We start from the raw sequence: 25625 nt of genomic DNA, 5'->3' as shown, positions 1-25625 counted from the left end.
TCACGCCATCCGTGGCGACGACGACTACAGCGTGGCCTGCGCCTGCAGGGTGAACACCCAGGCATCGGGCCGCTCGGACAGGCCGGAAGGCCGGGTCACGTACTGCGCCGCCGGCCGCAGGATCAGCCACGGCGCAACCTGCACGCCGTAGTTCACCTCCAGCATCTGCTCACGGGTCTGCACGGGCTCACCGCTGCTGCGTTGCTGCGCCTGCAGCCGGTCGGAGAAATCCAGCCGGGTCCACCCGACACTGACGATATCGTCCTCGCGTGCGCGGAACGGGCCGCGCCAGCTTACGCCGAGCTCCCACGAACGCCGCAGCGACCCCGTCCGCACATCGGCCTGGGTGGCGATGACAAACGCGGACACGCCACGCACCGTCTCTGCTTCCGGCTTCCAGATGCGCTGTGCAAGCTGGATGTATTCGCCGCTGCGGTGCGAGGCCTCGCGTGCCGCAGGGTCGCCCAGCTGCACGGCGTTGGACGTGTCCCGGTAATAGCCGACCTTATAGGTGCCGCCGTAACCGCGCTGGCCGGGATCATGGACGAAGCCCAGCTCCACCGGGAAGAACAGGCCCGTGTTGCCATCCAGCGCGAGCTTGAACCCATTGTCGGCCTGCTTGCGCGAGGGGTTTACATCGAACACACCGGTCTGTGCGTACCAGCCGGAGGGGTCGGTCCATTTGGCACGCAGCCCCCATTGGCCGGTGGGATTATCCAGCCAGCCCGAGCTGTAGATCGGCCCCAATGGGTGGCCACACTGTCCGTTGTTGTTGAAATTGCAGGTATACGGCAGGCCACCGAAATCGTTGCCCATCGAGAAGAAGCCACCCTTCAGGCTGAGCCGCTTGTCCAGCAGCGAGCGTTCGTAGGACACCTCGTTGAGGCGGAAATTCTGGCCCTGTCCCCAGAACGCCTGGTTCTGGATGTAGCTGCCGGTGTAGCGGTCATGCACTGCCTGGCCGAAGCGGTCGGACAGCACGATCCTGACCGTGCCGTCGACGCCCAGGGCCTTGCCGGTATCGATGATGGCGCCAAGATCAAGATGCGTGGCCGTCGCGCTGCCCGAACCACGGTAGCCGCCATCCGCATACGCCGATGACACCACGGCGCGGGCAGTGGGAGTGATGCCGGCATCCTGCAGCCATGCACGCAATGGCAGGCCCGTGCTGAGCGGCACCTGCTTTACCGTGTCGACCGGCTTGGCGGCGGGCTCAAGGCGCGCCTCGGCGGCAGCGGCCTGCTGCGCGGCGAGCAGCGCAGCCAGCGACAGCACCACAGACGATGCGCGCATCACAGCCCCCTCTTCCTGCGCGCGGCGCGACGACGCCACAGCCAGTACACCAGCCCGATGAACAGCAGTCCGGCTGCCGGCAGGCCGTAGGTGGTGAGCGTCATCAGCAACGGCGCTGGACCGCCCGCGCGTGCGCGCTTGACGTCGTCCAACGATACGCTGTCACCGGGACCGAACTGCTGTCGTACGTAGGTCGCGACGTTGGCGATTTCCGTGTCGGTCAGCGGTTGCACGTACGAGCCCGTGGAGAAGTGCGGCATCAGCACGTGCTCACCCGCCACCTCGCGGTCTACGCCGCTCAGGATGGTCGCCAGCAGGTTCTGCGGGGTCGCTGCGCCCACCGTGCTGTTATGGGTTAAGGACGGGTAGTACTGATCCGTGCTGCCCTCGCCGCGACTGCCGTGGCAGCTGGCGCAGGAGCCGTCGTAGACCACCTGGCCGTTGTCCAGCGGCAGCGAGGTGCCGCGCAGGCGGGCCTCTCCGGCAGTCGTGGCGCCGCCCTCCCGCAGCGACCAGGAAGAGGCGCTGCGGGTCATGCCCGCGTCCGCCACCGGGGGCACCGTGCGCAGGTAGGTGACGATTGATGCGATGTCGTCATCGGTAAGGTGGGACAGGCTGTGGGTGATGGCCTCTGCCATGCCGCCGCCGGCCTGCGCCTTGCCGCTCACCTTGCCGGTTTTCAGGTACTGGGTGATCTCCTGATCGGTCCACGCCCCGATACCGCTCACCGGGGCAGAGGTGATGTTGGGGGCGTACCACAGCCCCAGCGAGCCTCCTGCCAACGGCTGGCTGGACTTTTCCTGCATCAGCAGCCCGCGCGGCGTATGACAGCTGCCGCAGTGCTCTAGGCCTTCGACCAGATAAGCGCCACGATTCCACTGGGCATCCTTGGCGGGCTCGGCGACGAACGGCGCGTCATCCAGGAACAGCAGGTTCCAGCCCGCCATCGAAAAGCGCATGTTGAACGGGAACGGCAGGTCGGTGGACGGGGACACCTCATCGACCGGTTTCACCTCGGCCATGAAGTAGGCGTACAGATCGTGGATGTCCTGCTCGCTCAGCTTGGCATACGCGGTGTACGGCATCGCCGGATACAGGCGGGCGCCATCCTTGCGGATGCCTTGGCGTACGGCGCGTTCGAAGTCGGCTTCGCTATAGCTGCCGATGCCGAACTTCACCGAAGGGGTGATGTTGCTGGCCCATATCTGCCCCATCGGCGAGGCGATGGCGTAGCCGCCGGCGTAGGCTTTGCCGTCGGTCGGCTTGGTGTGGCAGGCCATGCAGTCACCGGCCGTGGCCAGGTAACGTCCCCGCTCCACCGCATCGTCTGCATGGGCCGCGGGCACGCATAGCGCCCACACCGCCGCCAGCAGGACCAGCGCAGCCGCCCTCACAGCGCACGCTCGATGGCATCGGCCGTCTTCAGACCCAGCGCGGCCATGGTCAGGGTGCTGTTGACCACGCTTGCCGACACCATCGCACTGCCGCCGGGCAGCCACAGGTTGGCGTGGTCATGCGCGCGGCAGTTTTCATCCACCACCGAATCGCGCGGGTCGCTGCCCATGATGGTGGACCCCATGATGTGGTTGTTCGCATTGAGCGCGGTGGTGATGTTGAATTCTTCGGCGTTGAACAGCGAGCCGATGTGCCGCAGCTGCTCGCATGCCTTGTCATACCCCTTGCGGGCGTAGTCGCCGAGCGAATAGTGGATGTCCGGGCAGGCAAGGCCCAGCCCATCCACCCGGGATGTGGACAGGGTGAGGCGGTTGGTCGGGTCCGGCAAGGGTTCCAGGCTGATGGACAGATCCACGCCATACACGGCCCGTCTGCGGATTTCCGCGTCCAGGGCATCGCCGACCAGCCCCATCGCAAGCGCTTGTTGGGTCGCGACAGGCACGCGGCTGATGTTGTTGAGGATGATCTTGTTGGCCGAGTAGTCCGCCCGGAAACTGCCGTCACGCGGGCCGACCATGCAGCTGGACTGCGCAGGTCCCCGGCCAAGCCAGATCGGGCGGTCGGCAATGAAGGAGCAGTGGAAACCGGAGTGATCCATCATGTTGCGTCCGACCTGATCAGATCCATTGGCGATGCCGGTCGGGTTCTGTTCGTTGGCCGCCAGCAGCAGCAGACGCGGCGTTTCCAGGGCGTTGCAGGCGATGACGAACTGGCGGCCGGTGGCCTTGTGGCTGACCCGGTCACGGTCGTACCAGTGCACGGCGGTGACGGTGTTCTGCGCATCGGTGTCGATGCGGTAGACCACGGCCTCTTCCAGCACGACCGCGCCTTTCTTCTCGGCCGCGTCGACGGTGTGGATGCCGTTGTACATGGCACCGATCGGGCAGATGGGTTGGCAGTTGTTGTTGCCACAACAGGCGGGCCGCTCGTTCCAGGGCTGGATGGTGCGGCCCTGCGGGATCGGCACCAGGTTGTAGCCGTGCGGGTTGACGACCTCGGCGAAGGTGGCGTCGCCGTGCCCCCAGGGAATCATGTCTGCCACATAGGGCCGGGATCGTTCGCGCGGGCTCTGCCGCGTCGGATCATTGGGCCCCGATACGCCTAGCGCTTCTTCTGCCCGGCAGTAGTAGTCCTCGATGTCCGCGTAGGCGATGGGCCAGTCGCGGCCAACCCCATAGGCCGATTTCATCTTGAAATCCACCGGTAGGTGGCGCCAGCACGACGCCGCCCAGTGCCAGGTAGTGCCGCCGACCGCCTTGATGAAGCCTTGGCGGAAACTGCTGGCATCGGGGCCGCTCAGGGCGACGTAGTCGTTGGCTGGAAAGTACAGCGGTGCGGTGGCGTGCGGCGACTGCGGGTACGGGCCCTGGAAGTCACTGCCCAAGCGGCGTTCGAAGCTGGCGTTACGCCAGTTCTGCACGACCTCGGCCCGTTTCAGGCGCGGGCCTGCCTCCAGCATCACCACGCTGTGACCGGCGGCGACGAGCTGGTTGGCCACCAGCGCGCCAACGACGCCGGAACCGACCACGATGACGTCTGCCTCGACGTCACCGTTGTTGAATGTAGGTTTCTTCACGGAACAGCACTCCGGAGGCGCGGTGCATCAGCGCCGCGCGGCTATCGACAGGATCAGGATGTTTTCAGCGTGCGGCGACGGCCGGCGGAGGCGTAGCAACCCACCACGCAGGGCCACCTTTGGCGTAGGTTGCCGGGAAGATGCCGTCGGCGACCGGATGCTGCATGAGCGCATCACGGTAGCCCACGGTGACTGCGTCGGTGCCCTTGCCTACCGTGCCGGTGTACCAGGCCGCGACGATCACCAACGCAGCGTCGCGGACAGCCGGGATGGCAATGAACTCCTCCGGTGAGTCCACTGTGCCGGCCAAGCGCTGGAGCGCATCCAGCGTGGACGTGGCGGCCGGCTCATGGACGGCCATCGCAGCGCGGATGCGCCCGGACACGTAGGGGTCCAGATCGTGCTTGCCGGTCAGGGCACTGGACAACGCCAGGAACCTGGCATCTGCGGCCGCATCAGCGTCTGACGGGCCGGAGTCGGCTTGCTGGTTGGCGCTTGGCTGGGTGCCGACAGCAGCGGTATCGCTGCGACGGCAGGCTGCGAACAGCGCCATCGAGGCCGACGCCAGAAGAAATCTCCGACGTGACCACGCATGCGGTTGTTCAGAGCCCGCATCACCGTTGCTATCGTCCACGGAAACGTTCCAATGCGGCATGTGAGGGGGAAGCTCCGCATGATTGCAGGCTGCGGAGACACCATCAATTGGCGGAGCTATTAATTCAAATATGCAACTAATAGCGCTACCGACGCTTTAATTGATCGCATTCAACAACTTGATTGCGGATTGCACCGCCAGGTGAGCGTGGAGTGAAGCGCAGAACGATCTGTTTACACCGTCAACACGGTGTGCCGCGTGAAGTCAGGATCCCGCCGAGCACGGCTCGGCGCTACAACGGCTGCATGCACGGCCTGGTAGCGCCGAGCCACGCTCGGCGAGCGCGCCGCGCGGCGCCTTTGCTCTCCCGCCGAGCACGGCTCGGCGTTACAACGGCTGCGTGCACGGTCTGGTAGCGCCGAGCCACGCTCGGCGAGCGCGCAGCGCGGCGCTTCGTCCCGTGCCCTCTCCACATCACGCAGACATCCCGGGGCCACGCGCTTTACCGTCGCCCCGCCACACTCCGGCTTCCCTGCTGCCCCCGGAGTAAATGCTGATGCCAGTCCCCAACTACCCCAAGCCCCCGTTCAACACCCCTCAGCAGTCCTTCCCCGGCAAGACGGACAAGATGGAGCCGCGCCCCGACCACGGTGAGGACAGCTATGTCGGCCACGGGCTGCTGAAAGGCAAGAAAGCCCTGATCACCGGCGGCGACAGCGGCATCGGCGCTGCCGTCGCCATTGCCTACGCACGGGAAGGGGCCGATGTGGCGATCGCTTTCCTCAAGGGTGAGGAAAAAGATGCGGAGAGCATCGCCGCGCTGATCGAAAAAGCCGGCCAGAAGGCCGTGCTCTGCCCTTGTGACGTGAGCGATGACGCGCAGGCCGAAGCGCTGATCAAGCGCGTGACCGACGAGCTGGGTGGACTGGACATCCTGGTCAACAACGCCGCCTACCAGCGCTACTACGAATCCTTCGACGAGATCACGCTCGAAGACTGGCGCAAGACGTTTGAAACCAATGTGCACGCGGTATTCAACCTCACGCGTCTGTCGGTGCCGTACCTGAAGGACGGCGGTTCGGTCATCAATACCGCGTCGGTGAACTCGAAAAAGCCCACTCCGAACATCCTCCCCTACTCCAGCACCAAGGGCGCGTTGGCCAACCTCACCATCGGGCTGGCAGGACTGCTGGCCGAAAAAGGCATCCGCGTGAACGCGGTGCTGCCGGGCCCGATCTGGACCCCCTTCATTCCTGCTGGCATGGCCGCCGACGAAGTGGCGCAGTTTGGCAGCCAGACGCCGTTTGGTCGCCCGGGCCAGCCGGCGGAACTCGCCTCGGCGTACGTGATGTTGGCGGCTGACATCTCGAGCTACACCTCGGGCGCACTGCTGACGATCTCCGGCGGTGCCGCAACGCTGTAACGCTTTGGCTCACTCCCTCCCCCCAAAGGAACCGCAATGACCACCCGCAATCAGTACGACATGCAGAATCCGCTTACCCAGTTCCCGCAGCCGACCTATCCCGCGCAGGTGCAGACGGCGCCGGGCACCGTGCATGCACTTTCCCCCTCAGCCGATCATGGCGAAACGTCGTACGTCGGATTTGGCCGCATGAAGGGACGAAAGGCCTTGGTCACGGGCGCCGACTCGGGCATCGGACGCGCCGTTGCGATCGCGTTCGCACGCGAGGGGGCCGATATCGTGCTGAACTACCTGCCGGAGGAAGAACAGGACGCCGCCGAGGTGGTGGCGTTGATAAAGGCCGAGGGGCGCAAGGCCGTTGCGGTGCCCGGTGACCTGCAGGACGAGCAGTTCTGCAGCGCGCTGGTGGCCAAGGCGGTGGAGGCCCTTGGCGGTCTGGACGTCGTGGCCAACATTGCCGGCAAACAGGTCGCGGTGGAAAAAATCGAAGACCTGAGCACAGAACAGTTCGACGCGACCTTCCGCACCAACGTCCATGCGCTGTTCTGGGTGTGCAAGGCCGCGCTGCCGCATCTGCCGGCGGGCGCCACCATCATCAACACCGCCTCGATCCAGGCGTATCAGCCCTCCCCCAACCTGCTCGACTATGCGCCGACGAAAGCGGCCATCGTCAACTTCACCAAGGCGCTGGCGCAGCAGGTCGCGGAGCGCGGCATCCGGGTCAACGCGGTTGCGCCGGGTCCGGTCTGGACGCCGCTGCAGCCTGCTGGCGGACAGCCACCGGACGCGATCCCGGAGTTTGGTTCACAGACCCCACTGAAGCGTGCGGGCCAGCCGGTCGAGATGGCATCGGCGTACGTGCTGCTGGCAACGCAGGAATCGAGCTACATCACCGGCGAAGTGATCGGTGCAACGGGCGGGATGCTGCTGCCGTGACGTCTGCCGACGTTGCGGGCATCGACACCCGGCGCGATGCGGACGGCTATGCACCGATCAACGGGTACGCCGCCATCGGGGATGGCCGGTCCAGTGCGCTGATCGCACCCGACGGCAGCATCGACTGGTGGTGTGCACCGTGCATGGATGCCCCGCCGCTGCTGGACCGGCTGCTGGATGCACCGGAGGGCGGGCGCTTCGTCCTGCAGCCACGCGACAGCCAGCACGTGCAGCGACGTTACCGGCATAACAGCAACGTGCTGGAAACCGAGGTGCGGACGGCCAGTGGCACGGCGCGTATCACCGAATCGTTGAACAGCGGCCCGGCAGGTCGGCTGCCGTGGTCGGAACTCGCCCGCCGTGTCGACGTACTGGACGGCAGCGTCGCGTTCGATCTCTTGTACCAACCCGGTAACCGGGGCGGCACCTGCACGCCGTGGATGAGCGAAACGCCGAACGGCTGCGTGCACCACGTCGGCCCGGTGATGACCATGCTTCATTATTCTCCACGACTGCAGGTGGAGACCTGCGATGACCGACAGGTGCGCGGCGTTCTGGTCCTCGACGCGGGCGAGCAGGACATCGTCGCCCTGCTCGCCTCGCAGGATGAAGTCTTGCCGGTGCCGCCGCTGCAGGAGATCGACACGCGCATCGACCGCTCCGACCGGGAGTGGCGACAGTGGGTGGCGGATCTGAAGTGCACGAGCACCTACCGGGAAGAAGTGATCTGCTCCGCGCTGGCGCTGAAGTTCCTCTGGTTCGCGCCCACCGGTGCCATCGCCGCGGCGGTCAGCGCGTCCTTGCCGGAGCGCATCGGCGGTGACAAGAACTGGGATTACCGCTATGCCTGGGTACGCGATGCGGCCTATGTGATCAAAGCTTTCCTGCGCGTGGGCGCAACGCCAGATGCGAAGGCGGGTTTCAGTTGGCTGATGACCACCATCGGCCGCCACCGGCCTGGCTTGGCACCCTGTTTCACGCTGCGCGGCGAACGGGTGGAAGAGGAGCGTTACGTGGAGGTGCCCGGTTATCGCAACAGCCAGCCGGTGCGCGTGGGCAATACCGCAACCGACCAGTTGCAGACCTGTGGCTACGGTGACGTCATGGAGATGGCCAGCCGCATGATCGATGCTGGCCATATCTTCGACCCTTCCACCGCGCGTCTGCTGTTCGAGCTGGCCGAAGAGTGTGCCGACGGCTGGATGCGCAAGGACAGCGGATTCTGGGAGCTTGAAGACATGCAGCACTACACGATGTCCAAGGTCGAGTGCTGGATGGCGTTGCGACGTGCCTGCGAACTGGCCGAAAAAGGCCATATCACCACCGCGCGCTTGCCGCGATGGCAGCGGGAAAAAGAGCGCATCCTGGAATGGATCGATGCGCATTGCTGGGATGAAGCGCGCCAGTCGTATGTGATGCATGCCGGCAGCGATCGGCTGGATGCGAGCCTGATGCTGGCGTGCCGTTTCGGACTGGCAGACGTTCGGCGGGAGCGCTTCATCGCCACCCGTAATGCGATGCGGCGCGAGTTGTGCGATGCCAGCGGTGACCTGCTGTGGCGTTACAGCGGGATGCAGGAGTGCGAAGGCACGTTCATCAGCTGCGCGTTCTGGATGGTGGAGGCGTACGGGCTGCTGGGCGAGCCGGAAGAGGCCAAGCGGTTGTTCGAATCGCTGCTGGCACGGGTCCGCAACGATGTCGGGCTGATGCCCGAAATGTGGGACCCGGCGACCGAGCAGGGCCTGGGCAACACCCCCCAGGGATTGAGTCATCTGGCCCTTATCCATGCCGCCTTCGCCGTGGACTGCAAGTAACAGCATGGTCCGTGGTAGCGCCGAGCCACGCTCGGCGAGCGCACCGCGCGGCGCCTTTGCTCTCCCGCCGACCATGGGTCGGCGCTACAACGGCAGCGTGCACGGTCTGGTAGCGCCGAGCCACGCTCGGCGAGCGCACCGCGCGGTGCCTTTGCTCTCCTGCCGACCATGGGTCGGCGCTACAACGGCAGCGTGCGCGGTCTGGTAGCGCCGCGCCATGCTCGGCGAGCGCACCGCGCGGCGCCTTCGCTCTCCCGCCGACCATGGGTCGGCGCTACAACGGCAGCGTGCGCGGTCTGGTAGCGCCGAGCCACGCTCGGCGAGCGCACCGCGCGGTGCCTTTGCTCTCCTGCCGACCATGGGTCGGCGCTACAACGGCAGTGTGCACGGTCGGGTAGCGCCGAGCCATGCTCGGCGAGCGCACCGCGCGGCGCCCTCCAGCCCTACCCATTGGCGCAGACTATCGCTAACATGTAAACGATTACATGGAGCCTGAGAGTCAATGGAAACACGTACTACCTCCCCCGTCAGCCCGAAGTGGCAGTTCCGCTTCGACTTCTTCCAGCAGCACGGCGCGCCGAAGACCAAGGAATACCGCGAGGCCCTGAAGGCCCTGCCCTTCGGTGACAAGCTCAAGGTCAACGTCAACCTGTTCGCCCTGTTCTTCGGCTGGATCTACCTGGCCATCCTGGGCATGTGGCGCAAAGCCCTCGTGGTGCTCGGCCTCAACGTGATTCTGGTCGTGCTGTCGTTCGTGATGCCGGACATCGTCGCCCGTGCGCTGTGGGCTGCGCTCAACATCGCCGTCGGCATGAGCACCAACTACAGCTTCTTCATGGAGCGCGTCAAGGGCAAGGAAAGCTGGAACCCCTTCGAAGGGCTGTTCTAAGCAGCGCGCTGCGTCGACCCGGACCACCAGGTCGACGCAGCACCCGCTCAACCGGCGCAGTCGACCTTCTGGTCGTACTCCGTACCCACGGCCACTTTGGCCAATGACAGCTTCACGCCCTTGCTGGCACGCAGGCCCATCGGCACTTCCAGTCCTTTCATGTCCACGCCGACCTTCGCCAGGCAGCGCAGTGGCACGCCCATGCGGGTCCACTCGCCGGGGGTCGCCCGTGCCAGCGCCGTGGCGATCGGCACTTCACCGCGCGACGCCTTGCCGCTTGCCGCAACGTAGCTGACCGACGCCTTGGCCGGCAGCGCGTCAACGCGAAGCGTGGCGATGACCAGCACGTCACCATTGGTTTCCCGCAGCAGGTCCAGCGGCGTGTTGGAGCGCAGTTCAACCAGGCCCTGTCCGCTGAAATCAAACTGGCGCGCCCCCTCCTGCACATCGGTGTTGATCGCCGTCATGGTGATCGACGCGTCCGGTGTCGCCGCGTTGGGATGCACGATATCCACCGGCGCGCCATCGCTGCCGGTCAGGCGCAAGGTCAGCCCGGTGCTGGCAGCGCCGCGGTCGAACCATGTGCTGGTGCGGGTCTTGGTCGGGTCGATGCCGGGCTCTTCGGACAGCGCCTTCAGGTCGCCGTTGTCGGCGTAGCTGAGCCCATGGCCGAACGCGAACTGCGGGTCATAGCCGGGCTGCCCCACATTGTTGACGTACTGATCCGCACGACGGGGCCACGAGAAGCTGAGCTTGCCGCGGAAGTCATGCTGAGGCTTTTCGTCACGCCCGCGCAGCAGCACATCGGCAACGCCCTCGCCTTCCGAGCCCGGCAGCCAGGCCGCCACGAACGCATCGGCGGCGTTGATTTCGCGGTTCATCCACAGCGGCCGGCCGCTGATGAACACGGCAACTACGGGGATGCCATCGGCCTTCAGCTTCTTGATCAACTCCAGGTCGCCGGAACGGCCGCCCTTGAACATCAGGTCCGGCAGGTCGCCCTGGAATTCGGCATACGGCTCTTCGCCGAACACGACCACGGCAACGTCCGGCCTGGTTTCATACGACCCGTCCACCGAGAGGTGTGCCTTGCCGCCGGCCGCCGTCACCTGCGTCCTGATGCCATCCCACACGGTGTCGGCATGCGGGAAGTCTTCGCGCTTCGTGCCGTCGCCCTGCCAGGTCAGCGTCCATCCGCCGGTCTGCTTTGTCATGTTGTCCGCGCCATCCCCGGCCACCAGGATGGTCTGCTTCGGGGACAGGGGCAGCACCGCGTTCTGGTTTTTCAGCAGGACCAGCGACTCACGCACGGCCTGCCGCGCTACCGCACGATGCTCGGGCGATCCCAGCAGTTCGAACTTTCCGCCCAATGCGCGCGCCGACGGTTTGGGCTTTTCAAACAGCCCCATGCGCATCTTCGCCAGCAGGATCCGATGCACCGCATCGTCCAGCCGCGCCATGGGCAGCGTGCCGTCCTTTACATGCTTGACGGTGGACTCATACAGGCCTTTCCAGGTATCGGGGGCCATCGCCATGTCCATGCCCGCGATGAAGGTCTGCGCGCAATCGGTATTGGTGCAGCCCTTCACCTGGCCGTGGCCGTTCCAGTCGCCCACCACGAAGCCCCCGAAGTTCATCCGCTCTTTCAGTACGTCGGTGAGCAGCGGCTTGTGGCCGTGCATCTTTTCACCGTGGAAACTGTTGAACGAGGCCATGACCGATTGCGCGCCCGCCGCGATCGCCGGAATGTAGCCCGCGGCGTGGATGTCACGCAGCTGTGCTTCGGTCACCGTGGTGTCGCCCTGGTCCTTGCCATGGGTGGTGCCACCGTCGCCGAGGAAGTGCTTGACCGTCGTCATGACATGGTGATCGTCAAGGAAGTCCGCTGCCCCGGCTTTGCCCTGCAGCCCTTCGACGAACACGCCGGCATAGCTGGCCACCAGTGCCGGATCTTCCGAATAGCCTTCATAGGCACGGCCCCAGCGATCGTCCTGCGGCACTGCCACGGTCGGCGCGAAGGTCCACTCCATGCCGGTGGTGCGGGTTTCTGCCGCGGTGATGCGGGCGATCTCGCGCAGCAGTTCCGGGTTGCGCGTAGCGCCCAGCCCGATGTTGTGGGGAAACAACGTGGCGCCGACCACGTTGCTCTGACCGTGCATCGCGTCGATGCCCCAGATGATGGGGATCGCATGACCGCCCGCGCTGGTATCCATCGAGGCTTCCCAGTAGGCATCGGCCAAGGCCAGCCATTCGGCGGGCTTGGCGTTGTAGCGTCCACCAGGATCGGAGCCGCCGCCGGCCAGCACCGAGCCCAGCCGGTACTTTTTGACCTCCGCGGGCGTGATGCTGCCGATGTCGCCCTGCACGATCTGCCCGACTTTCTCTTCCACACTCATCGATGCCATCAGCGCGCGGATCCGCTGTTCCATGGCGGCATCGGTGGGCAACGGCCAGCTCGGCTGCGGCCACTGCGCGGGGTGGATCCGACCCTCGGCCGGCGCCGCAGCGGCGCTGGACATGCAGGCCAACGCCAGCGCAACGGACAACAGCACAGGCGTCAAACGACCGGCAGCGGGTGGGACGAAACGGGTAGTCATGCGCATCGGATTCCTGGTCGGATCAGAACGGGTCGCCTGGATGCAGGCCAGACGAGTGCGTCGCGTGCAGCAGCGATGCTGAACCGTTTCTAAGCCGGGTTTGACAGCGCTGTCAATGCCATGACGCCACCAGGTGCGAAAAGGCTTGCGCTACGGGGAAGCTGTTGGGGAATTCGCCCGATACGCGTTGCGGCGCAGCACGAAAGCGGCGCTACCGCTTTGCGGCGCGCCAGCCGGCTGCCCTCGCCTCTTCAGGCGAACAGAAGTAACGCTCGCCGTCCTCCAACTGGATCCGCGTCTGCGCGTAGTCGCGCTGGCCCGGCTGGTGGAAGATTTTCGCGCCGCCGCTGGAAATGTTTCCCTTGATCCGGCACCCCGTGGCAGGCGCCGATTCGGCCTGGGCGGGCCGTGCATGGGCGGCACGCTGCGCACGACGGTAATCGGCCGGCATCTGGAAGGCCCCTTGCCAGATGTTCCGCTTCTGCGCCTTGGCCCGTTGCTCGTCCTCGACATACCGGGTGGCGTACTCACGGTAGGCCACTGCCCAGCCGGACCGGACCATCCAGGCGTTCACCGATTCGTTCTGCACGAAACACTCACCGACCGACCTGCCGTAGCGGTCCACGTCGCGCTGCACGCAGCGCACGGTCCTGCCCTGCAGATGTGCATCCAGCGCATTGGCAGCGCGGCGTCCGCAGGGCCATCGCGCGCCCTGCGCGGTGCTGCAGTGCTGCGCGCTTTCAGGCGCATCCATCCCCCACAGCCGTACCCGTTTCTGGTTCACCGCCAGCGTGTCACCGTCCACCACGGTGGCACGGCCGACGATCTCAAGGGGGGCCGCCACGCTCAACGGCGACACAACCAGTGCTACACACATCACAACAGTCCGGCGCATACAGCGAACAACACCTTCGATCTCACAAGCGGCGCCTATTCTCGCTTACGCGTCGCGCTGAGGTCGCGCACCGACGACCGATGCGCGCCGTTTGTTCACGCCACCCTCATGCAGAAAAATAAATGCACTGCCCTGCATCCAGCCCGCTGCCGGCTGCGTACCTTCAGTACCCTCATCCGAGGGACGAACAGGAGATGCACCGTGCAAGCTACTTTCAAGAAGATTGCCCTCGCTACCAGCCTCGCCGTTCTGGGCGCCGTCGCGGCCCCCAGCTTTGCTGCCAACCCGCCGATGGTGGGTGGCGCGCCGATGTATCCGGCCAAGACCATCGTTGAGAATGCCAGTGCGTCGAAGGACCACACCACGCTGGTCGCGGCAGTCAAGGCGGCCGGGCTGGTGGACACGCTCAACAGCGCAGGTCCGTTCACCGTGTTCGCCCCCACCAATGCCGCCTTCAACAAGCTCCCGGCGGGCACGGTCGATACCCTGGTCAAGCCGGAGAACAAGGCCGCGCTGACCAAGATCCTGACCTATCACGTGGTGCCGGGCGTGCATACGGCTGCCCAGCTGACCGCTGCGGCCACCAAGCAGGGCGGCACCGCCACGATGAAGACCGTGGAAGGCGAGCCGCTTACTTTCAAGCTGCAGGACGGCAAGTTGTGGATCGTGGATGCCAAGGGCGGCAAGGCATCGGTCACTACTGCGGATGTGATGCAGTCCAACGGCGTGGTGCACGTCGTCGATTCGGTGTTGATGCCTAAGTAAGCTGGAAAAACCGGGCGGACGTCCAAGCGACGTCCGCTTTGGCCGAGTGACTGCACCTTTGCCCGACGTTCGCATTTTCTTGCCACGCTGCCTACGGGCGCGTGTCTAGCGTGGGGGTACACCTTCTCCGCTCAAGGACGCTCGCATGGCACTGATCCATTCCTTTCTGATGGGCGCCGTCGCGGGCATGCGCGCCATGACCCCGCTTGCCGCCGTCACCAACGCGGCGCGCAGCGGCAGGTTGCCCGCGGGCACTGCGGCGACGCGCCTGCTGGCCAATCGCGCCGCTGCGGCAGGCATGCTGGCATTGGCGGGCGGCGAGCTGATGGGCGACAAGATGAAAACAGCGCCGGACCGCATCGTACCGGCGGGCATGGTGGCCCGTGTAGCAACCGGACTGATTGTCGGCGCCGCGTTGGCGCCGCGTTCGCAGCGCGGTCTAGGGGCAGCGCTGGGCGCCGGCACCGCCGTGGCAGCGTCTTATCTGGCCTTCAACCTGCGCATGCGGGCCCTGCGGCGTTATGGGCAGACACCCACCGGCCTGGCGGAAGACGCGATCGCGGTGGGCAGTGCGGCCCTGATCACGCGCAGCGCCCTGGCTGGCCGCTGAAAAACCATTGCCTGATGGGGCTCCGCCGCTTCCTGTCGCGGGGCGAGGGCCAGCGCGTGCGCAACGGGGGTGAACGGGTCCCAGGCCACCGCGTGCCGCCCATCTAGCACAGGCCCGGCTGGATCAGGGACAATGGCGGCTCGTCCGGGTCCTGCCCGGCCCGTTACAGCATGGACCCGCATCGAGCCGGTCATCGCTCTGCTGTCCACTCCAGGCTTCATGCCGTTTCTTCCGGATCTGATGTGACTACCACTGCCCCTTCCTCTGTCGCCGTGGCCGACGATGCGCCCCTGACCGACCGCCTGCGCGCCGCGCTGGACCTGCTGGAATCCATCGAAGCGGACCGCAGCGTGCTGGACACCCTGCCCGAGGCCGACCGCGTGCGGCTGCACCAGGTCGTGGCCAAGGTCTACCATCCCGAGCCCAAGGCGCGCCGGCAGATGCTCAAGCAGCAGGCCAAGGTCCGCCACCAGGAGAAGGTCCGCAAGGCCGAAGCGTTGCTGGAACAGACCGGCATCCGTGCCCTGCGCCGCAAGCCGGTGTTCAGTACGCCGAACTACTTCCCGCCGCACGCGGCCGGCCTGCATGACGCCCGTAACGGCGAAGGCGCTGATGCCGGCCCGGAGCCGGTGCACTCACCCGAGCTGCGCCACTGTTACGTGTGCAAACAGAAGTTTACCCAGCTGCATCATTTCTATGACCAGATGTGCCCGGACTGCGCCGCGCTGAACTTCACCAAGCGCACGGAGACGGCCGACCTGCGCGGGCGCGTCGCGCTGCTGACGGGCGGCCGGGTCAAGATCGGTTATCAGGCCGGGTTGAAGTTGCTGCGCGCGGGTGCCGAATTGATCGTGACCACGCGGTTCCCGCGCGATTCGGCTGCCCGCTATGCCGAAGAGCCCGACTTTGCCGTATGGGGCCATCGCCTGCAGGTATACGGGCTGGACCTGCGCCACACGCCCAGCGTGGAGGCCTTCTGCACCGAGCTGCTGGCCACGCGCACGCGGCTGGACTTCATCATCAACAATGCCTGCCAGACCGTGCGGCGTCCGCCGCAGTTCTACGCGCACATGATGGCCGGCGAGACCGCTGCGCTGCACGACGTGCCGGAAACCCTGCGCAACCTGATCGGTGACTACGAGGGCCTGCGCAGCGCCGAACTGCTGGGTGCGACCCCGGCCACGGTGTTGCAGGTGACGCAGGAACAAGGCTTCAAGGGGGCCAACGGCCTGGTGCGTGCCGCCGAGCTTTCGCAGGTGCCGCTGCTGGCCGACGAACTGGTGGGCCAGCAGCATCTGTTCCCGGATGGCCGCCTGGACCAGGACCTGCAGCAGATCGACCTGCGCGACCGCAACTCCTGGCGCATGCAGATGGCCGAGGTGCCGTCGGTGGAACTGCTGGAGACCCAGCTGGTCAATGCCATCGCCCCGTTCATTCTCAATGCGCGCTTGAAGCCGTTGATGCTGCGTACGCCGGAGCGTGACAAGCACATCGTCAACGTATCGGCGATGGAAGGTCAGTTCTACCGCAACTTCAAGACCACCCGTCACCCGCATACCAACATGGCCAAGGCCGCGTTGAACATGATGACGCGCACCTCCGCGGCGGATTACCAGAACGACGGCATCCACATGAACAGCGTGGACACCGGCTGGGTGACCGATGAGGATCCGGCCGACCTGGCAGCGAAGAAGGTGGAGCAGGAGCGGTTCCACCCGCCGCTGGACATCATCGATGGCGCCGCGCGCATCGTCGACCCGATCATCCATGGGATCAACACCGGCGAGCACGTCTGGGGCCAGTTCCTGAAGGACTACGCACCCACCGACTGGTGAGCCCGCAGCCCACCCGGTAGCGCCGAGCCACGCTCGGCGAGCGCGCAGCGCGGCGCCTTCGCCTTTCGCCGAGCACGGCTCGGCGCTACCCATGCATTGCCTCCCGATCACCGTCGCCAGCCGGCCCACCCGGCCGGCACCCGCACGGCTTCTTAACCCTGCGTTCTTATCCTGTGGTTTCTTCCAGAAAGCACAGGATGTCGCACATGAAGAAGCTGCACGCCATGGTGTTCACCGTCTGCCTGCTGGGCCTGAGCCCGCTGGCATTCGCCGAGACCGTCAACCTGACCAACAGCGCCGACGGCGCAGATCGCGACGCCGGCATCGCGGCGGTGAAGAAGAAGCTGCAGCAAGCCTGCACGGACCGCCAAGGCACCGCAGACACCGGTTCGTTCGAAGTCGTGTTCGAAAAGACCAGTGCGAATCCGGATGTGCCCAAGCCGTATTACGTGGACGGGAAAATGCAATGCGAGCTGCCCGGCGCCTGATCCGCGGCAGCGCGGCCGGCCTCACCCGGCTGCTATAGTCGGCCGGGCATGGCAGGCACAGTGCCTGTCCACGAAATCACAGGGAGTGCGTCATGGGTCTTCGTCAGGCGGTGGCAGGTGCGGTGGGCGGTGTGCTGGCCGATCAGTGGAAGGATTTCTACACCGTTCCGGTTGGACTGCCTGCCACGGCTGCCCTGTTCGCGGCGGTCCCACGCGGCACCAACGCCGGGCGCGGCTCCAACACCAGCGCGTCGTCCAACATCATCACCAACGGTTCGAAGATCGTGGTGCCGGAAGGCTACGGCCTGCTGCTGATGCAGGACGGTGCAGTCACCGCGTTCGTCGCCGAGCCCGGCGGCTACGAATGGCGATCCGACGATGCCAACTCGCAGTCGATCTTCGCCGGCGACGGCCTGGTGACGCCGCTGATCCGCCAGACCTGGGAACGCTTCAAGTTCGGCGGCCAGCCCGGCTCGCAGCAGGCTGCGTTCTTCGTATCGCTGAAGGAACTGCCGGACAACCGCTTCGGCACCCAGTCGGAGATCTACTGGGACGACGGCTTCCTGGGCACGCAGGTGGGCGCGGTGACGCGTGGTTCCTATACGCTGAAAATCGTGGACCCGATCCTGTTCGTCAAGAACTTCGTGCCGGCCCGCTATCTGCAGCCGGGCGAGGTCTTTGATTTCACCGACCTGGACAATGCGGCCGCCAGCCAGTTGTTCAACGAAGTCGTGGGCTCGCTGGCGCCCGCTTTCAGCCTGTATACCAACGATCCCGGCAAGGGCAATCGCATCACCAAGCTGCAGCAGGACTCGCTGGGCTTCGCCAAGAGCCTGTCCGACGCAGTGGAGCAGGCGTACCAGTGGAACTCCGATCGCGGGCTTGCCATCGTCAAGACGGCCATCGTGTCGATCGAATACGACGCCAACACCCGTGAACTGCTGAAGACGGTGCAGCGAGCCGATGCCCTGTCCGGTGCGCGCGGCAATTCCAACCTGCAGGCCAGCATGGCCCAGGGCATCCAGTCGGCAGGCGAAACCGGCGGGGCAGCAGGCCTGGTTGGCGTGGGCATGGCATCGGGGATGTTCGGCGGGGTCGGCAGCATGCAACAGCCGGTCGCGCCGGCAACCCCGTCCGCCGACGATCCGATCGCCAAGCTGACGAAGGCCAAGGAGATGCTGGACCTCGGCCTGATCACCCAGGACGACTACGACAAGCTCAAGGCCAAGGCGCTGGGTCTGTAAGGCCAGGGACGCGCCGACCTCATGTCCGACTCCAGAACACCCCCGCCGCTGCCGCCCGCAGCCGCGGCCCCGACGCCTCCGCTGACCGGTCCGGGATCGCCGCGGGATGTGCCGCCCCTTCCCGGCAGCCTGCCCGTGGACGCGACCACCCTGCCCCCGCCGATCCGTGACGAACTGCTGGCACCGGATCCGGTGGCGCTGGATACGGCTGCCGCCGAACTGAAGGATGGCCTCAACCGCTGCCCCAGGTGTGGGTCGACCGACGTCCGGCTCAAGCTGGGCACGGACGTACTGGTGTGCCAGTACTGCCGCAACGAATGGCATGGCACGCGGGTCGAAGAAGCCTTCGGCCTGGGCGCCGGCATCGACCAGCTGCGCGGCCATGTAATCGCCTCCGGCGCCCGTGACATCGCCGCCGACAGTGCCAGCCTGATGAGCTTCAAGTGCACCGGCTGCGGCGCCGAGGTGACCATCAACACCGAAAGCACGATGACCGCACGCTGCCACTGGTGCCGTCATGTGTTCGGGGTCAATGAGCAGGTGGCCAACGGCGCCGTGCCCGATGCCGTGCTGCCGTTCCGGATCACCAAGGACGACGCGGTAGCGCGCATCCGCCAGTTCGTCGACAAGCGTCGCCTGTTCGCCCTGAAGGCGTTCAAGGACGAGTTCACGCCGGAGAATGTCATCGGCGTGTACCTGCCCTACATGATCGTGGACAGCAATGTCAGTGCGACGGTGTCGGGACGCGGCGAGATCAAGACCCGCGAGTACACACGAGGCACCGAGAAGAACAAGCAGACCTACTACGACGCCGATGTCTACGCCGTGGACCGCCACGTTTCGTTCACCGTGGACGACCTGCCGCTGGAGTCTTCCGTGGAGCGCGGCAACCTGGATACGCAGGCCAACACCAACAACATCATCAACACGATCCTGCCGTTCGATACCAAGAACGCGCTGCAGTGGAATGCCTCCTTCCTGACCGGATTCACGTCGGAAAGGCGCAACCTGGACGTGGACAAGATGCTGCCGCGCCTGGAGGACCAGCTCCTGTCGATCGCGCGGGCAAAAGTGGAAAGCTCGGTGCGTCGCTATGACCGCGGCGTCCGCTGGGAACAGGAACGCCTGGACGTGCATGGCACCCGCTGGGTATCGATGTACCTGCCGGTGTGGTTGTACTCGTACCACCAACCGGGCAAGAAGGGCGGCATGCTGCATTACATCGCGGTGAACGGGCGCACCGGTGAAACCATGGGCAGCGTGCCGGTACAGCAGTGGAAGCTGCTGCTGGCCGCGCTCACCACCGGCAGCGTCGTTGAAGCCATCGCACTCTGGATACTGGTGGCCGGATCATGAGCGAAGACAGTGGACTCTGGTTGTTGGCGGCTGGCCCTGCTGCGGCGACGGCGCTGTATTGGGGGCTGTACCGCTACTACCGCAACACGGACAAATCCCATGCGTTCGAGCGCGAAACGGCAGTCGATGCGAAGCCGGTGACCGGGTCGGACCGCAAGGTGGATACGGTGACCGGCACGCGGGAGCGGCAGATACGCGGCGACAACGTATCTGCGTATCGCAATCGGGTAAAGCGCGACATGGGCTGAGCGCCGCGCGTGGCGGTGTGGCGCCTCACATGGCTGTGCGCACGCGCGGCCTATCGTGGCGCGGACTGCCTTGATGAGTGCCGCCTGTGCCGCAGACCGACCTGGAGACACGCCGCCGCTTTCTGCGTGCGGGTGCGATGACGATGGCCGCTGCGCCGTTGCTGGCCTGTTCGACACGGCTGGGTGGGCGCGCCTCCAGCAGCGTGACGCCACCCGACGAAACGCGCAGGTCGGTTACCACTGCGGGCCTGCAGGCCGGCCCCTTTACCGGCCACCGCGACAATGGCGTGGCGGCGTGGCGGGGTATCCGCTACGCACGCGCGACGCGCTTCGGCTTGCCCGTCGTGGAGCCGCTGCCGGCCGCCCCCGTGGCCTGCACCACGTTCGGCGCGGCTGCCGCGCAGGAGAAAGGCGCGGGCGGCGCGCGCAGTGAATCCGATGACCCGTTCTTCCTCAACGTCTGGTCACCCGCAGCGGACGGCAAGCAACGCCCGGTGATGGTGTGGATCCACGGCGGTGGGTTCCGCACGGGTGCAGGGTCGGTGTATCCGGGCCACGAGTTGGCCGCTGGCGGCGATATCGTGGTGGTTACGCTCAACTACCGGCTGGGTGCGATCGGCTTCGCGGATTTCTCGGCACTGGGCATCCCCAACAACCGTGGGCTGCACGATCAGATCGCCGCCTTGCGCTGGGTGCAGGCCCATATCGCGCTGTTTGGTGGTGACCCGGCGCAGGTGACCGTGGTCGGTGAGTCGGCGGGGTCGACGTCGGTTGCCTTGCTGATGGTGGCCCGGGGGATCGAGCCGTTGTTCCGCGCTGCCATCATGCAGAGTGGATCGCTCAACCTGCTTCACGACCAGCAGATAGCAGCACGCCTGGCAGCGCGCTACCGCGAACTGCTGGGCACTGCGGCCGAGAGTCGTGCGGCGTTGGAGGCCGTGCCGGTCGCCCGCCTGCTCGACGCGCAGGCGCAGGTCGCCGACGCGTTCCCCGGCATGATCCCAGCCGCGCCGATCTATGACGGCGACCTGCTGCCCGCTTCGTTTGAATCGGCCTTGCTGGCTGAGACGCCCGACATCCCGCTGCTGGTGGGTGCGATGCGGGATGAAATACGTTTCTTCGAGATTCCGGGTGCACGCACCATGTTGCTGCGCGAGCGCGGTGAGCTGCTGGCCCAGGTGGGCTGGCTGCTGGGAAAAACCGCTGCTGGCCGCATCGCGGCCACCTATCCGGACACGCGGGCCGGCAACCGTGACCTGGGCACCGACGCCAACTTCCAGATGCCCACGCGGCATTTCGCCGAGCGGCACGTCGCTCGCGGACGCCGCGCATGGGTGTATCGCTTCGACTATGGCGGGCTTTTCCTTGGGGCCGCGCATGCAGTGGACCTGACGTTCCTGTGGCCGTTGGACGGTGTGGTGTTCGGTGCGCTCCGGGGTGGCCCGCTGACAGGCCGACGGCGGGCGCTCGCCGAGCGGATGCGTTCGCGCTGGATTGCGTTCGTCCGCGAGGGGGACCCTGGCAGCGAGTGGCCAACCTACGTGCTACCTCAGCGCCCTACCCTGATCATGGACCGGACCGATCGCGTGGAGCAGGATCCTGACCGTGCGCGTCGGGAAGCCTGGGGCGGGCAGGAAATCGAAATCGCGCGTCGCCCCTGATTGAGGTTATTTATGTGATGCGTCACGGGTGGCGGGTCGTCTGGCCTGCCGCCGCGCACGCAGCACGGCCCAGGTCACCACGATCACCTTCGGGATCACCACCAGCACTACCACCCACAACCATCCCGTGCTGCTCATCATGCGTGCTCCCGGTCCGTGCCCCATGGTAGCGCCGAGCCACGCTCGGCGAGCGCAGCGGGGTTTTCCGCTTGGTAGCGCCGAGCCGTGCTCGGCGAGCGCAGCGGACGTTCCGCAAGAAGCCGCCGAGCACGGCTCGGCGCTACCAGTGCCCGTCAGCCCTCACCCGCGGCCTTTCGCCTGCTTCCGTGACGCGTTACGGTGAACCCTGATTCCGCTACTGGAGAGCTGCCTTGCTCCGGATCGCATCCCCGTTCCATCTCGCGCCGTGCGTCGCCACCCTGCTCTTCACCGCGACCGCTGTGGCGCAGGATCGCCCCGATCACGCGCCGGCCACCCACGCCTTCAGCCTGATCCACGAAGCACCCTCGTCGGTCTTCGTCGACGCCACCGCGACCCACGTACCGCTGGCACCCGCGCTGCACTCCACCGACTCGGTCTTCGTGGACGTCGACAACGACGGCGACCTGGATGCGGTCGTATCGGTGGAGCACGGCGTCAACCGCCTGTACCTCAATGACGGAGGCGGCCGCCTGCGCTACGTGCCCGATGTGTTCGGCACGCGCAGGGCGGACAACGAGCATGTGCGCGCCGCTGATTTCAACGGCGATGGCCAGGTCGATGTGGTGTTCGTTGCCGAAGACGAAGCACGGCATCAACTGTTCTTTGGCAATGGCAAAGGCGGCTTCACCGAGGCCAGTGATCGCTTGCCCACCGGCCGCCAGGGCAATGGCCTGGCCGTGGGGGACCTCAACGGGGATGGCCTGCCGGACATCTTCATCGGCAGCACCGCCGAAGGCGGCTCCCGTGCCGAGGCTGCGCGTTCGCGCAACGTGCTGCTGCTCAACGATGCCAAGCGTCCCGGACATTTCATCGATGCCAGTAAAAGCCACCTGCCGCAGCGCGAAGACCAGACAGAAGGCGTGGCGTTCGCCGACATGGATGGCGACGGCGACCTCGACATCGTGCTCGCAAGCCCCGCCCACCCGAACCGCCTGCTGATCAACGATGGCAAGGGGCGTTTCAGCGATCAGTCGCAGCGCCTGGATCTACGGGTCCCGATGGAGACACGCGAGGTCCACGTGGCGGATGTCAACGGCGACGGGCGCCCGGACATCGTGTTCTTCAACATCACCAGCAACAATGCGGCGTGGGAGAAAGATCCGCAGACCCGCTTGCTGATCAACGACGGCAAGGGGCGGTTCTTGGATGAAACGGCTGTGCGGTTGCCCACGCATACGTTCTCCAGCTGGGCCGGCACGGTCGTGGATTTCAACGGTGATGGCCATCCGGACCTGCTGGTCGGCGCCATCCAGGTTCCGGGCTTCGTGCCGCTGCAGTTGCGTGCGTGGCAGAACGACGGCAAAGGCACCTTCACGGATGTCACGCTGGACGTGGTGCCAGGCATCACCGTGGGCCGCAGCTGGAGCATGGGACAAGGCGATCTGGATGGCGATGGGCGCACCGATGTGCTGATCGGCGGCTGGGGTACGCAGGCCCGCCTGCTGCTGACCGACACGCAGGGCTATGCGCGAGGATCCAGATAGCCGCGGATGGCCGCCTCCACCGCAAGGAAGCGGTGCCGTTGCACCAGATAGCTTGCAGCGAAAATCAGCGCAACCACCACGACGCCGCCGGGGGCCACCGCCAGCGCAGGAATGAAGCTGGCGACCACGAACAGGACCGTCCAGCTGGAGCGCCCCACGATCCGCAGTTCACGCCGCTGCACGTCGACGAGAATCAGTCCGCGCATCATCGGCGGATAGCGCCAGCCGAAATGGAATCCGAAGCTTTCGCGGAACGCAAAGGACCGTCGATCCAGTCGGCGCACCAGCAGGTCTGGCCATTGCTCAGACTGCAGGTCGGCCTGCAGCCGCGTGTCGGGGAAGTCGAGCAGCAGCGAGGGCGGCACCGGTATGCGTCGGCTGAACAGGGTCACGCCCCACGACCACCACGGTCGGCACCAGAGCACCAGCAGTACGCCTTCAAGCAGCACCAGCGCGAGCAGCGTTTGATACATCGTGAATCCCCCACTCTGGCGCCTGCACGCGTCTCGCTGCCGCAGGCAGGCATGAATGCGGAGTGCCCGGAGCGTAGCCTGCCGCTTTGTCTTTGTGCAATGTCGTCGGCATCGAGGGTGCTGACGGTGTCCGCCGAGCGTGGCTCGGCGCTACCGTGGCGCACAGAGTGCGACTAGACGACCGGTCTAATGTGGCGTAAGGTGGGTCCCATGAACTCCGCGCCCTCCCCTGCCAGTGTCGATGTCCGTGAAAAGATCCTGACCACAGGCAGGCGGATCATGGGTGGGAAAGGCTTCTCCGCAGTCGGACTGAATGAGGTATTGGTCGCTGCCGGTGTGCCGAAGGGCTCGTTCTATCATTACTTCGGGTCCAAGGAAGCCTTCGGCGAAGCGATGCTGGAGGATTATTTCAGCGCCTATCTGGGCGAAATGGATCTGATCTTTCATCAGCCGGGCCAGAGCAAGGCGCAGCAACTGGCGTCCTATTTCCAGGCGTGGCGGGCCAGCCAGGCGTCCGATGACTGCCAGGGCCGATGCCTGGCGGTGAAGCTTGGCGCCGAAGTCGCGGATCTGTCCGAAAGCATGCGGTCTGCCCTGTTGCGTGGCACCGCGGGCATCATCGAGCGGCTTGCTGCAGCGCTTGAGGCGGGTGTTGCGGACGGCTCACTCACCATCGATGGCAGTCCGCACTCGGTCGCGCAGGGCCTCTATCAGCTATGGCTCGGCGCCAGCATCATGGTGAAGATCGTGCGCACGGACCGCCCATTCGACGAGGCACAGGCCCTGACGGATCAGCTGATACATCGCCCCGCTTCCTGAGTCCGGCGATGGACTTCTTTGACGCTGCACGGTGCAGCGTTTTTTTCACGCCAGCGTACAAGACGACTGGTCTACTTTGCACATCTACAGTAGGAGATACGCATGAACGTTTTGATGGTTCTCACCTCACATGACCAGCTCGGCGATACCGGCAAGAAGACCGGCTTCTGGCTGGAAGAGCTGGCCGCGCCCTATTACACCTTCAAGGACGCTGGGGCAACGATCGTGCTCGCCTCACCGAAGGGGGGTCAGCCGCCCCTGGATCCGAAAAGCGACGAGCCGGATTCCCAGACCGATGACACCCGCCGCTTCCACGCCGACGCAGAGGCCAAGGCGCAGCTGGCCGCGACGGTGCGGCTGGACAGCGTGTCTGCGGCCGAGTTCGATGCGGTGTTCTACCCGGGTGGCCATGGCCCGCTGTGGGATCTGGCCGAAGATACCCACTCCATCGCTTTGATCGAATCCTTCATCGCAGCGAACAAGCCGGTTGCCCTGGTCTGCCATGCGCCGGGCGTGCTGCGCGAGGTCAAAGCAGCCGACGGACAACCATTGGTGAACGGCAAGCGCGTCACCGGCTTCACCAACACCGAAGAGGATGGCGTCGGGCTGACCGATGTAGTGCCGTTCCTGGTCGAGGACATGCTCAAACAAGCCGGTGGTGACTACTCCAAGGGTCCGGACTGGGGCTCCTACGTGGTGCGTGATGGGCTGCTGATCACCGGCCAGAATCCGGCATCGTCCGCAGAAACCGCAGCGGTGCTGATCAAGCAGCTCGGCAAATAACGCCCTCCCGGAAAACCGCGGCGACCTGGCTGGACAGCCAGCAAGGTCGCCGCGCCGGTCGCCCCGCGTGGCTACCGAAAACAGTTCCATCGCAGGGGGCGGCGGCGCTAATCTAGGCAGCCTGATTGCGACACCCCGGCCGGTCTGGCCGCAGGTGGGTGCGCGGGTCCCTGACGACAGCTGCC

The 25625-nt window shown here is 65.7% G+C and carries 23 protein-coding genes; 15 read left to right on the top strand and 8 right to left on the bottom strand.

Annotation, left to right across the window (positions count from 1 at the left end):
• Positions 1-24: 24 nt before the first annotated feature.
• The 4 genes from ABRP17_RS17855 to ABRP17_RS17840 form a co-directional block, all read right to left on the bottom strand.
• Positions 25-1293: a carbohydrate porin gene (locus ABRP17_RS17855; RefSeq protein WP_349984267.1), complete on the bottom strand. Its 1269-nt coding sequence runs from the start codon at positions 1291-1293 to the stop codon at positions 25-27.
• Entirely contained in the window at positions 1293-2687 is a 1395-nt protein-coding gene (locus ABRP17_RS17850) for a cytochrome c (protein WP_349984268.1), read from the bottom strand. The genes ABRP17_RS17855 and ABRP17_RS17850 overlap by 1 nt, the downstream gene beginning before the upstream one ends.
• The gene (locus ABRP17_RS17845; RefSeq protein ID WP_188323994.1) at positions 2684-4324 is read right to left on the bottom strand and encodes a GMC family oxidoreductase; all 1641 of its coding nucleotides are present in this window, start codon (positions 4322-4324) and stop codon (positions 2684-2686) included. Before ABRP17_RS17845 ends, ABRP17_RS17850 begins: the two co-directional genes overlap by 4 nt.
• A 64-nt stretch (positions 4325-4388) precedes the next feature.
• Complete coding sequence (locus ABRP17_RS17840) at positions 4389-4877, bottom strand: sugar dehydrogenase complex small subunit (RefSeq protein ID WP_372486837.1); 489 nt, start codon at positions 4875-4877, stop codon at positions 4389-4391.
• Between the two features lie 598 nt (positions 4878-5475).
• Here ABRP17_RS17840 and ABRP17_RS17835 point away from each other — a divergent pair.
• From ABRP17_RS17835 to ABRP17_RS17820, 4 genes are all read left to right on the top strand, one after another.
• Positions 5476-6342 (top strand): SDR family oxidoreductase, encoded by an 867-nt coding sequence (locus ABRP17_RS17835; protein WP_349984270.1) that lies wholly within the window; start codon positions 5476-5478, stop codon positions 6340-6342.
• A 36-nt stretch (positions 6343-6378) separates the two neighbouring features.
• Positions 6379-7278, top strand: a complete 900-nt coding sequence (locus ABRP17_RS17830; protein WP_349984271.1) for an SDR family oxidoreductase — start codon at positions 6379-6381, stop codon at positions 7276-7278.
• A complete protein-coding gene (locus tag ABRP17_RS17825) occupies positions 7275-9092 on the top strand; it encodes a glycoside hydrolase family 15 protein (RefSeq protein WP_349984272.1) in 1818 nt (605 codons plus the stop codon). The genes ABRP17_RS17830 and ABRP17_RS17825 overlap by 4 nt, the downstream gene beginning before the upstream one ends.
• A gap of 502 nt (positions 9093-9594) precedes the next feature.
• Positions 9595-9981, top strand: coding sequence for a DUF2628 domain-containing protein (locus ABRP17_RS17820; RefSeq protein ID WP_192079546.1), 387 nt, complete (start codon positions 9595-9597; stop codon positions 9979-9981).
• A 47-nt stretch (positions 9982-10028) separates the two neighbouring features.
• Here ABRP17_RS17820 and ABRP17_RS17815 read toward each other — a convergent pair whose 3' ends face one another.
• The gene (locus ABRP17_RS17815) at positions 10029-12578 is read right to left on the bottom strand and encodes a glycoside hydrolase family 3 N-terminal domain-containing protein (RefSeq protein ID WP_349984273.1); all 2550 of its coding nucleotides are present in this window, start codon (positions 12576-12578) and stop codon (positions 10029-10031) included.
• Positions 12579-12789: 211 nt separating this feature from the next.
• Positions 12790-13455, bottom strand: a complete 666-nt coding sequence (locus ABRP17_RS17810; protein WP_223203060.1) for a thermonuclease family protein — start codon at positions 13453-13455, stop codon at positions 12790-12792.
• A gap of 219 nt (positions 13456-13674) precedes the next feature.
• Between ABRP17_RS17810 and ABRP17_RS17805 the strand changes: the two genes are divergently transcribed.
• The 8 genes from ABRP17_RS17805 to ABRP17_RS17770 all read left to right on the top strand — a co-directional run bounded on the left by ABRP17_RS17805 (position 13675) and on the right by ABRP17_RS17770 (position 21680).
• Positions 13675-14238, top strand: a complete 564-nt coding sequence (locus tag ABRP17_RS17805) for a fasciclin domain-containing protein (RefSeq protein WP_188323987.1) — start codon at positions 13675-13677, stop codon at positions 14236-14238.
• Between the two features lie 145 nt (positions 14239-14383).
• Positions 14384-14848 (top strand): DUF4126 domain-containing protein, encoded by a 465-nt coding sequence (locus ABRP17_RS17800; RefSeq protein WP_188323986.1) that lies wholly within the window; start codon positions 14384-14386, stop codon positions 14846-14848.
• 242 nt (positions 14849-15090) lie between these two features.
• Positions 15091-16683 (top strand): SDR family NAD(P)-dependent oxidoreductase, encoded by a 1593-nt coding sequence (locus ABRP17_RS17795; protein WP_372486836.1) that lies wholly within the window; start codon positions 15091-15093, stop codon positions 16681-16683.
• 206 nt (positions 16684-16889) lie between these two features.
• A complete protein-coding gene (locus ABRP17_RS17790; RefSeq protein ID WP_188323984.1) occupies positions 16890-17171 on the top strand; it encodes a hypothetical protein in 282 nt (93 codons plus the stop codon).
• 92 nt (positions 17172-17263) lie between these two features.
• A complete protein-coding gene (locus tag ABRP17_RS17785) occupies positions 17264-18415 on the top strand; it encodes an SPFH domain-containing protein (RefSeq protein WP_349984275.1) in 1152 nt (383 codons plus the stop codon).
• Positions 18416-18436: 21 nt separating this feature from the next.
• Positions 18437-19771 (top strand): TFIIB-type zinc ribbon-containing protein, encoded by a 1335-nt coding sequence (locus tag ABRP17_RS17780; RefSeq protein WP_349984276.1) that lies wholly within the window; start codon positions 18437-18439, stop codon positions 19769-19771.
• Entirely contained in the window at positions 19768-20019 is a 252-nt protein-coding gene (locus ABRP17_RS17775) for a hypothetical protein (protein WP_188323982.1), read from the top strand. The genes ABRP17_RS17780 and ABRP17_RS17775 overlap by 4 nt, the downstream gene beginning before the upstream one ends.
• Before the next feature lie 86 nt (positions 20020-20105).
• The gene (locus tag ABRP17_RS17770; protein WP_349984278.1) at positions 20106-21680 is read left to right on the top strand and encodes a carboxylesterase family protein; all 1575 of its coding nucleotides are present in this window, start codon (positions 20106-20108) and stop codon (positions 21678-21680) included.
• A 6-nt stretch (positions 21681-21686) separates the two neighbouring features.
• Here ABRP17_RS17770 and ABRP17_RS17765 read toward each other — a convergent pair whose 3' ends face one another.
• Entirely contained in the window at positions 21687-21818 is a 132-nt protein-coding gene (locus ABRP17_RS17765) for a hypothetical protein (RefSeq protein WP_349984279.1), read from the bottom strand.
• Between the two features lie 233 nt (positions 21819-22051).
• Between ABRP17_RS17765 and ABRP17_RS17760 the strand changes: the two genes are divergently transcribed.
• On the top strand, positions 22052-23365 hold the full coding sequence (locus ABRP17_RS17760; RefSeq protein WP_349984280.1) for a VCBS repeat-containing protein: 1314 nt from the start codon (positions 22052-22054) through the stop codon (positions 23363-23365).
• Here the strand turns inward: ABRP17_RS17760 and ABRP17_RS17755 are convergent.
• Positions 23344-23838 (bottom strand): hypothetical protein, encoded by a 495-nt coding sequence (locus tag ABRP17_RS17755; protein WP_349984281.1) that lies wholly within the window; start codon positions 23836-23838, stop codon positions 23344-23346. The two genes, ABRP17_RS17760 and ABRP17_RS17755, sit on opposite strands and share 22 nt — an antisense overlap.
• 210 nt (positions 23839-24048) lie before the next feature.
• Between ABRP17_RS17755 and ABRP17_RS17750 the strand changes: the two genes are divergently transcribed.
• Together ABRP17_RS17750 and ABRP17_RS17745 are read left to right on the top strand one after the other, a co-directional pair.
• The gene (locus ABRP17_RS17750) at positions 24049-24657 is read left to right on the top strand and encodes a TetR/AcrR family transcriptional regulator (protein WP_349984282.1); all 609 of its coding nucleotides are present in this window, start codon (positions 24049-24051) and stop codon (positions 24655-24657) included.
• 102 nt (positions 24658-24759) lie between these two features.
• Positions 24760-25440, top strand: a complete 681-nt coding sequence (locus ABRP17_RS17745; protein ID WP_349984283.1) for a type 1 glutamine amidotransferase domain-containing protein — start codon at positions 24760-24762, stop codon at positions 25438-25440.
• Positions 25441-25625: the final 185 nt, after the last annotated feature.

Origin of the sequence: Stenotrophomonas sp. WHRI 8082 (assembly GCF_040223995.2) — a bacterium.
Taxonomy (GTDB): Bacteria; Pseudomonadota; Gammaproteobacteria; order Xanthomonadales; family Xanthomonadaceae; genus Stenotrophomonas.
Note: the sequence above shows the minus strand (reverse complement) of the source record. Positions and strands in the feature narration are given on the sequence as shown.